8 protein-coding genes are annotated in these 8,865 nt (G+C 72.9%); 3 read left to right on the top strand and 5 right to left on the bottom strand.

From position 1 onward, the window contains the following. Positions 1-75 precede the first annotated feature (75 nt). The 3 genes from OG948_RS06815 to OG948_RS06805 all read left to right on the top strand — a co-directional run bounded on the left by OG948_RS06815 (position 76) and on the right by OG948_RS06805 (position 4,087). Positions 76-1,257: an amidohydrolase gene (locus OG948_RS06815; protein WP_406294622.1), complete on the top strand. Its 1,182-nt coding sequence runs from the start codon at positions 76-78 to the stop codon at positions 1,255-1,257. A gap of 306 nt (positions 1,258-1,563) precedes the next feature. Then, positions 1,564-2,793 carry a serine hydrolase domain-containing protein gene (locus tag OG948_RS06810; RefSeq protein ID WP_406294621.1) on the top strand — a complete coding sequence of 410 codons (1,230 nt, stop codon included), beginning with the start codon at positions 1,564-1,566 and terminating at the stop codon, positions 2,791-2,793. Positions 2,794-2,869: 76 nt separating this feature from the next. Then, the gene (locus OG948_RS06805; RefSeq protein WP_406294620.1) at positions 2,870-4,087 is read left to right on the top strand and encodes a serine hydrolase domain-containing protein; all 1,218 of its coding nucleotides are present in this window, start codon (positions 2,870-2,872) and stop codon (positions 4,085-4,087) included. Between the two features lie 45 nt (positions 4,088-4,132). Here the strand turns inward: OG948_RS06805 and OG948_RS06800 are convergent, their stop codons facing one another. The 5 genes from OG948_RS06800 to OG948_RS06780 all read right to left on the bottom strand — a co-directional run bounded on the left by OG948_RS06800 (position 4,133) and on the right by OG948_RS06780 (position 8,809). Further along, a complete protein-coding gene (locus OG948_RS06800; protein WP_406294618.1) occupies positions 4,133-4,363 on the bottom strand; it encodes a phosphopantetheine-binding protein in 231 nt (76 codons plus the stop codon). A gap of 7 nt (positions 4,364-4,370) precedes the next feature. Then, a complete protein-coding gene (locus tag OG948_RS06795; RefSeq protein WP_406294616.1) occupies positions 4,371-5,003 on the bottom strand; it encodes an isochorismatase family protein in 633 nt (210 codons plus the stop codon). 54 nt (positions 5,004-5,057) lie between these two features. Beyond that, positions 5,058-6,695: a (2,3-dihydroxybenzoyl)adenylate synthase gene (locus tag OG948_RS06790; RefSeq protein WP_406294615.1), complete on the bottom strand. Its 1,638-nt coding sequence runs from the start codon at positions 6,693-6,695 to the stop codon at positions 5,058-5,060. Next, positions 6,692-7,879 carry an isochorismate synthase DhbC gene (dhbC, locus tag OG948_RS06785; protein ID WP_406294613.1) on the bottom strand — a complete coding sequence of 396 codons (1,188 nt, stop codon included), beginning with the start codon at positions 7,877-7,879 and terminating at the stop codon, positions 6,692-6,694. Before dhbC ends, OG948_RS06790 begins: the two co-directional genes overlap by 4 nt. A 150-nt stretch (positions 7,880-8,029) precedes the next feature. Continuing rightward, positions 8,030-8,809: a 2,3-dihydro-2,3-dihydroxybenzoate dehydrogenase gene (locus OG948_RS06780; RefSeq protein WP_406294611.1), complete on the bottom strand. Its 780-nt coding sequence runs from the start codon at positions 8,807-8,809 to the stop codon at positions 8,030-8,032. Between the last annotated feature and the right edge of the window lie 56 nt (positions 8,810-8,865).

The raw sequence follows: 8,865 nt of genomic DNA, 5'->3' as shown, positions 1-8,865 counted from the left end.
TAAGCCTAAGCTATCTTCCGAGGGTCCGTCAGGGTGCCCCCGGGACGAAGAAATCTCGATGAAGCGGAGCGGAACATGAGCGTGGCCGACGTGGCGGACCGACCGGCCTCGGATGCCGACCGGGCCGCGATCCGCGATCGGGTGCTGGCGGATCGGGACGAATTGCTCGCGCTCAGCCGACGCATCCACGCCCACCCGGAGCCGGCCTTCGCCGAACACCGGGCCTCGGCCTGGTGCGCGGACGTGCTGCGCGCACACGGCTACGCGGTCACCGCGCCCGCGTTCGGCCTGGACACCGCCTTCGTGGCGAGCATCGGGTCCGGTCCGATCACGGTCGCGATCGCGTGCGAGTACGACGCGCTGCCCGGCCTGGGCCACGCGTGCGGACACAACCTGATCGCGGCGGCGGGTGTCGGCGCCGCCCTCGCGCTCGGCCCGGTCGCCGATCGGCTGGGCCTGACCGTGCGCGTGGTCGGCACCCCGGCCGAGGAGCGCGGCGCGGGCAAGGCGCTGCTCCTGGACGCGGGTGCCTTCGACGGCGTGGACGCGGCGATGATGGTGCACCCGTGTCCGTTCGAGGTGGCCGAGTTCCGCTCCTTCGCGCTCGGCACGCTGTCCGTGGAATACCTCGGTACGGGCGCGCATCCGAGCCTGAACCCGCACGAAGGACGCAGCGCCGCCGACGCGCTGACGGTGGCTCAGGTCGCCCTGGGCCTGCTGGGACGGCAGTTGCCGACGGACTGGCGGGTGCACGGCATCACCACGGCGGCGGGTACCTCGCCCAACGCGGTCCCGGAGCGGGCCACCGCCGAGTACGAACTGCGCACCACCGACGCGGCCGACCTGGCCGAACTGCGCGACCGGGTCGAGGCCTGCTTCCGGGCCGGCGCGCTGGCGATCGGCTGCGAGGTCCGGCTGACCCGCCCCGAGCCGGACTACCTGGACTTCCGCACCGACCCGACCCTGATCGCGCTGTGGCGGGCCAACGCACGGGAGTTGGGCCGCCCGGACCCGATCGAGCGACCCCCCTTCGCGTGCACCGACATGGGCAACGTCTCGCACGTGATCCCGACCATCCATCCGGTCCTGGACATCACGGGCGGCACCTGCGGCCCGCACGAGGCGGCCTTCGCGGAAGCGGCGATCTCCCCGGCGGCCGACCGGGCCATCCTCGACGGCGCCACGGCGATGGCCTGGACCGCGATGGACTACGCCCTGCTGCGCCGCGGAGGGGGAGCACCCGGCACGGCGGGATAGGGGCGCGAACGTCCGGGGGCGGCGCGAACGCCCGCGGGGGCGGCGCGAACGCCCATCGGCGCTGCGCCGGCGGCGCCAACGCCCACCCGCCGTGGGCCGGTTGCGCCCATCCTCGGCGGCGGTCCGACGGTCGCGCCGACGCCCGCCCACGGTGGGACGGCAGCCGCGCCCGCGCGCACCGGTTCGGTCTGCCCCACCCCGCCGCACCGGGTTCCACCACCTCGCGTCCGGGTGGCCGCACGGTCGTGGGCGGGCACGAGAGCGCGCGATGGTGGTGCGGTATCGGTGAACCCCTGAGGAGTCGTCGTGTCCGCACCCATGGTCCGTGTCCCCGGCAGCCCCGCCCTCCTGAGCCGCCGTCGCTGCTGTGCGCTGGCCGTGGCCCTGACCGGGTCGACGGTTGCGTTGGCCCAGCCGGCCACCGCCGCCGAGCGCCGGCCGCCCATCCGGGACCGATTGCGCCACGAGGCGGAACAACTGCTGCGGGACGGCGGCTACGTGAACGCCGCGATCGTGGTGCGCGACGGGCGCGAGCGCAGTCAGGCGTACGCGGGGCCGGCCGACCTGCGCACCGGGCGGCCCGTACCGCACGACGCGCGGCTGCGGATCGGCAGCGCGACCAAGGCGTTCGTGGCCACCGTCGTGCTGCAACTGGTGGCCGAGGGACGGCTCTCGCTCGCCGACTCGGTGGAGCGATGGTTGCCCGGGGTGGTCGCCGGCAACGGTAACGACGGACGCCGGGTGACCGTGCGCCACCTGCTCCAGCACACCGGCGGCCTGCACAACTACTCGATCGAACTCCCGGATACCGCGGCGGGTTTCGAGCAGGTGCGGTTCCGCGACACGAACGCCCGGGAGTTGGTCGACGCGGCGATGCGCTTCGCCCCGAGCTTCCCGCCCGCCGCTCCCGAGGACCCGACGCCGAACTGGGAGTACTCGAACACCGGTTACGTGCTCGCCGGGATGATCATCCAACGGGTCACCGGCCGCTCCTGGGCGGACCAGGTGCGCACCCGGGTGCTGCGCCCGCTTCGCCTCGGCGACACCTACGCACCCGGCGGCGATCCGACCCTGCCCGCGCCGTACGCCCACTCCTACCACCGCTTCCCGGACCGGGACGCCTGGGTGGACACCACCATCCGCAACATGTCCTGGGGCGACGCGGCCGGCGAGATGATCAGCACCCACGCCGATCTGGACCGCTTCTTCACCGCGCTGCTCGGCGGCCGACTGCTGCCGCCCGCGCACCTCGCGCTGATGCGCACGACCGTGCCGATGCCGGCCGACTTCGAGCAGGTCATGCCGGGGGTGCGCTACGGCCTGGGGCTGATGCGCCAACCGCTGCCGGGCGGCGGATACCGCTGGGGGCACGGCGGCGACATCGAGGGCAGCAAGATCCGGATGGGCGTCACCGAGGACGGCCGACGCAGCGTCGTGATCGTGGTCAATGGCACCGACGACGGCGACGAAATCGGGCTGCGCGCCGAGGTCGCCGTACAACGACTGACCGACCGACTGCTCGCCCCCGGGGCCTGAGCGCACGTCGACCACCCCCCGAAGCGGCGCCCACATCGGCCGCCGCTCCCGGACACCTCCGCGGAGGAAACACGCGATGAACCGGACCACCACACACCTGCGTTCGAGGCCGTACCGGGTCGCCTGCCTGCTCGCCGTCGGCCTCGTGCTCGCCACCACGACCACCGCCACTGCGGCGGCGGGCGAGCCGGCCACCGCGCACGACCCGGCCGCCTCCCGCCTCCAGCGCGACACCGACGCGATCCACGACGCCGGCGCGATCGGCGTCACCGTGCGCTACACCGCGCCCGGCACGGTACGCACCACCCGAAGCGGCGAGGCCGAAGCGCACACCGGCCGACCGGTGCCCCGGGACGGCTACTATCGGATCGGCAGCACGACCAAGACCTTCGTGGCCACCGTCACCCTGCAACTGGTGGCCGAGGGCCGGTTGCGGCTGGACGAGCCGATCGAGACCCGGCTCCCGGGCGTGGTGCGCGGCAACGGCAACGACGGCCGCCGGATCACCCTGCGGCACCTGCTCCAACACACCAGCGGGATCCCCGGCTACACCGCGCTGCCCTCCGCCGTCCCGGCGCTGTACTCGGCGCGCGGCTACCGGGAGAACCGCTTCCGGCACTATCGACCCCAGGACCTGGTCGCCGCCGCGCTCACCCTGCCCAGCAGGTTCGAACCCGGCACGGCGTGGGCCTACTCGAACACCAACTACCTGCTCGTGGGCATGGTCATCGACCGGGTCACCGGCCGCTCGTGGGGCGAGGAGGTACGAGACCGGATCCTGCGTCCCCTCGGCCTGCACGACACCCGGGTCCCGGGCGACGACCCGTATCTGCCGCAGCCGCACGCGCAGGCCGAGCACACCTTCGCGGGCGACACCCGACCCACCGACACCACCGTGCTCAACCACACCGTCGCCGACGCGGCGGGGGCGATGTACGGCACGCCGAGCGACATCGACCGCTTCTTCGCCGCGCTGCTCTCCGGTCGGTTGCTCGGGCCCGCCGAACTCGCCGAGATGCGCCGCACGGAGCCGATCCCGGACGAGCCGGGGCGCGGCTACGGCCTGGGACTGGAGAGCACCGATCTCAGTTGCGGCGGGCGGTACTGGCACCACGGCGGCAACGATCTCGGCTTCTCCAGCGAGAACGGCGTCACCGCCGACGGCCGGCGGGCCGTCCTGGTGGTGCGCAACGGCGTCGACGAGAACGACGAGGCGGGCGGTGCGCGCCAGGACGCGGCGACCAAGGCGCTGATCGACCACGCGCTGTGCGCGCCGGGACCGTCCCGCTCCTGAACCAGGCCCTGTCCGGCGGATCCTGGTGGGTCCGCCGGACAGGACCTAGGGCTTGGGTGACAGCAGTTCGGCCCACCCCTCCAGGGTGGGCCGCTCCGCGAGGTCGGCGAAGTCCACCACGACACCGTGTTCGCGGGTCCAGCGTTCCACCAGGGCCATCACCCGCACCGAGTCGAGGCCGTAGTCGACCAGGTTCTCGTCGTCCGGGATGTCCGTCGGGTCCTCGCCGAGGATGTCGGCGACGTCGGTGCGGATCAGTTCGAGAGTAAGCGCCATGTCCGGTCTACTTCCCCGCGAACAGCGACTCTGTGTCGGTGACCACCGCGCAGTTCGCGGCGGCCCAGTGCAGAGCCATCCGGTGGTTGTCCGAGGTGAAGTCGGCCACCGCGTCCGCCACCACGAACGCCCGGATGTCCTGCATCCACGCGTCGCACGCGGTGGTCATCACCCCGATGTGCGCGTACACACCGACGATCACCAGTTGGTCGCGGCCGAGTTCGCGCATCCACGCGCGCAACTCGGTGCGCACGAAGGCGCTGTACTTCCACTTGGTCAGCACGGTGTCGGCGGGGCCGGGTGCCACGGCGGGCACGATCGCCGCCGCGTGCGGGTCGTCCGGCAACCCCGGACCCCAGAAGTCCTGCTGGAGACCGCGTTGTTCGGCACTCTGGCCGCCGGGCTGCGCGGAGTAGACCACCGGCACACCGAGCCGCGCGCAGTCGTCCTTGAGGCGGGCGACATTGGCGAGCAACTCGGTGACCGGTGAGGCGTCCGGTTCGAACGCGGACAGGAAGTAGTTCTGCAGGTCGTGCACGAGCAGCACGGCACGAGCCGGGTCGACGGTCCAGTCCACCCGATTCGTCGGCAGATCGGCCGCGTCCGGCATCGGATAGGGGGCGATCTTCGGCAATGCCATGGCGGGTGCGGCCTTTCGGGGCGGGAATCGACAGGGGATGGGGGAGTTCGTTGTTCAGTCGCGGTGTTCGGCCACTCCGGCGGCGATCGCCGCCCGCAGATCCTTCTTGCTGACCTTGCCGACGCCGGTGTAGGGGAACGTCTCGACGAACTCGACATGGTCGGGCACCTTGTACCCGGCCAGGCCGCGCTCGCGGACGAAGCGGCGGATCGCGACCGGTTTGAGCGGTTCGGCGCCGCCGCGCAGGATCACGTACGCGCAGGTGCGCTCGCCCAGGTAGGCGTCCGGCACCGCGACCACGGCCACGTCGTGCACGGACGGATGGGCGAGGATGTGGTTCTCCACCTCCTCGGCCGCGACCTTCTCACCGCCCCGGTTGATCTGGTCCTTGGCCCGGCCCTCGACCACGAGGTGGCCGGAGGGGAGCCGGCGGACCACGTCACCGGTGCGGTAGAAACCGTCCTCGGTGAACGATCTCGCGTTGTGCTCGGGCGCGTTCCAGTAGCCGCGAATCGTGTACGGACCCCGGGTGAGCAGGTGTCCGGTCTCGCCTTCGGGCAGATCCACGTCGGTGTCGTCGACGATCCGGATCTCGTCGTCCGGCGAGATCGGCCGCCCCTGCGAGGTGACGATCACCTCTTCCGGATCGTCGAGTCGGGTGTAGTTGACCAGGCCCTCGGCCATCCCGAACACCTGCTGGAGCGTGCAACCGATCGTGGGGGCGACCCGGCGGGCCGCCTCCGCACTGAACTTCGCGCCGCCGACCAGCAGTACGCGCAGGCTGCTGAGGTCGAAACCGCCGCGTTGGGCCGCCTCGGTCCAGGCCAGCGCCAGCGGCGGCACCACGCCCGTGATGGTCACCCCTTCGCGCTCGATCAGCGCGAACGCCACGTCGGGAGTGGGCCTGGGGCACAACACGACGCGCGCTCCGGCGTACAGCGCCCCGAGCGTGCCGGGCGAGCTGAGCGGGAAGTTGTGCGCGGCGGGCAGCGCGCACAGGTACACGCTGTCCGCGTCCACGGCGCAGATCTCGTTGGAGCCGCGCAGCGAGTAGATGTAGTCGTCGTGCGTCCGCGGGATCAGCTTGGGCACACCGGTGCTGCCGCCGGACAGTTGCAGGAAGGCGAGGTCGCCCGGGCCGGGCGGGTCGGTGATCTCCACCGGTTCGGCGTCCACGTCGGCCAGCGCGGTGTGCTCGCCGGGGTCGCCGACCACCAGGACGTGCTCGAGCGAGGGCAGGTCGGCGCGCACCCTGCTCGCCAGCGCCCGGTGGTCGTAGCCCTCGCAGACGTCCGGGATCACGTAGGCGACCGCCTCGGTGAACGCGCAGAAGTAGGCGATCTCGGTCTCGCGGTGCGCGGGCAGCGCGAACACCGGCAGCGCGCCGATCCGGAACAGCGCGAAGACCACGCCGAAGAACTCGGCCACATTGGGGAGTTGCAGGACCACCCGGTCGCCCCGGCCGATCCCGCGGGCGAGCAGCCCGGCGGCGATCCGGTCGGCCCGCTCGTCCAGGTCCGCGTAGGTCCAGCGACGGTCGCCGTCCACGATCGCGATCCGGTCCGGGTGTGCGGCGGCACGCTCGCGCAACATGCCGCCGAACGTCTCGCCGCGCCACCAACCGGCGGCCCGGTAGCGCTCGGCGAACTCGGCGGGCCAGGTGGGCGCGGGCACGAAGTTCGGGGCGTTCATCGCCGACCCGCCACGGCGTGCAGGAAGGTGCCGAACTTGGCCTCGGTCTCGGCGGTCTCCGCCGCCGGCGAGGACGCCGAGACGATGCCCGCCCCGGCGTACAGGCGCAGCGTGTCCGTGTCCGCCTCGGCGCAGCGGATGGTGACCACCCACTCGCCGTCGCCGTCCGCGTCGCCCCAGCCGACCATGCCGGTGTACAGGCCCCGGTCGAACGGCTCCAGGTCGGCGATCGCGCGGCGCGCGGTCGTGGTCGGGGTGCCGCACACGGCCGGGGTCGGGTGCAGCGCGCAGGCCAACTCCAGCGCGGAGGCCGGGTCCTGCGCCGGGAGGGTGCCGGTGACGGTGGTGGACAGGTGCCACATCGCGGCGGTGCAGACCAGGGTCGGCCGCTCGGGCACCTCCAGCGTCTCGCAGTACGGCGCGAGCGCGGCGCGCACCGCGGCCACCACCACGGCGTGTTCGTGCAGGTCCTTCTCGGATTCGAGCAGGCCGGTCGCGCGGCGCACGTCCTCGGCCAGATCGGCGCTGCGTTTGGCGGAGCCGGCCAGCGGGTTGGCCAGCACGTTGCGGCCGGTGCGCGAGACGAGCAACTCCGGGCTGGCGCCGATCAAGGTGCTGCCGGATCGTACCCCCGGCACCGCGAACGTGTAGCCCTGCGGATCGCGGCGAGCCAGTCGTTGCAACAGCACGGGTATGTCCAGGGGTTCGGGCGAGCGCAGTTCCAGCGTGCGGGCCAGCACCACCTTGTCGAGCGCGCCCGCGCGCATCCGCCGCACGGCCTCGGCCACGCCCGCCTCGTACACCTCGGGCGCGGGCACCGGGCGGATGTCCCAGGCGGCGCCGGTCGGTTCGGGTGCGGCGAGCGCGATCAGCGGGTCGGCGGACAGCGGCGGTCCCCAGGTCGCCGTCTCCGGGACCACCAGCGCGGCGCGCTCGCCCTGGTCGAAGGGAACGGCGCCGAGCACGATCGCACCGCGCCCGCCGACCGGGCTCGCGGCCGCCAGCGTCTGTGCCACCCGAGCGGCCAAGGGCCTTTCGTCGTGCCCGACTTCGACCTGCGTGCCGTGGGTGAGCAGGGTGCGGGTGGGGGAGGCGAAGAAGCGCGCGCTGCCGGGGCGATACGCGTCGAGCAGCGCGGTCGCCGCGCCGACTGTGGCGAGACCGGTGGCTTCTGGGGTGGTCACCTGAGGCTCCTTTGATTCTCCGGCGGGATGTCGCGGAGTCCGAGCGGCTCGATCGGACGCCGAGCCGAAGCGGTGCGGGGTGCGGGTGGTGCCCGCCGAGCCGGGCGGGACGGGTGTGGGTCGTGGCCCGGCGCGGGTGCTGAGGGTCCGTCACACGTGCAGCGTCGCGCCGCCGTCGACGTACATGTTGTGCATGGTGATCTGCTTGGCCCGGTCCGAGGCGAGGAAGACGACCGCCTCGGCGATGTCGGCGGGGTCGGCGATCCGGCCCAGCGGGATCCCGGTGCGGAAGCCGGCGAGGTCGCCCTCGATCACCCGTCGCGGCGCGTCCGCGTCGGTCCACAGGGCGCGTTGCATGGGGGTGTCGGTGGAGCCGGGCGAGACCACGTTGCAGCGCACGCCGCTGCGCGCGAGTTCCAGGCCCAGACACATCGTGAACATCGTCGCGGCGGCCTTGGACGCGGCGTACGCGGCCATCCCGGCGCGCGGGATGCCGGCCGCGTTGGAGCCGACCGTGACGATGCTGCCCGCGCCGCGCTCGGCCATCGGACCGGCCACCGCGCGGCTGGTGTGGAAGACCCCGGTGCTGTTGACCGCGAACGTGTCCGACCAGGCCCGGTCGGTGAGTTCGGTCACCGGTGAGGTGTGCAGCACGCCGGCGACGTTGACCAGGATGGCGATCGGGCCCAGGTGCCGCTCGATCGCGGCCACGGTGGCGGAGACCGCCGAGCCGTCGGTGACGTCGAGCGGATAGGCGACCACCGCGCCGGTGTCGTCGTCGGCCGTCAAAGCCTTGACACCGACCGGATCGCGGTCGGTGGCGGCGACGGTGGCACCGTGGTCGACGAGGGCCCGGACGACGGCGGCCCCGATGCCCTGCGCGGCGCCGGTGACCACCGCGACGCGGCCGGCGAGGTCTGATGGGTGCACGAAATTCCCCTCGGCAAACGCAGCCCCCGAGTCGAGGCTTAGGTGAGCCTAACCTA

The organism is Embleya sp. NBC_00888, from assembly GCF_045207655.1.
Lineage (GTDB): Bacteria > Actinomycetota > Actinomycetes > Streptomycetales > Streptomycetaceae > Embleya.
The sequence above is the reverse complement of the archived record's forward strand: the minus strand, read 5'-3'. Positions and strand labels throughout refer to the sequence as shown.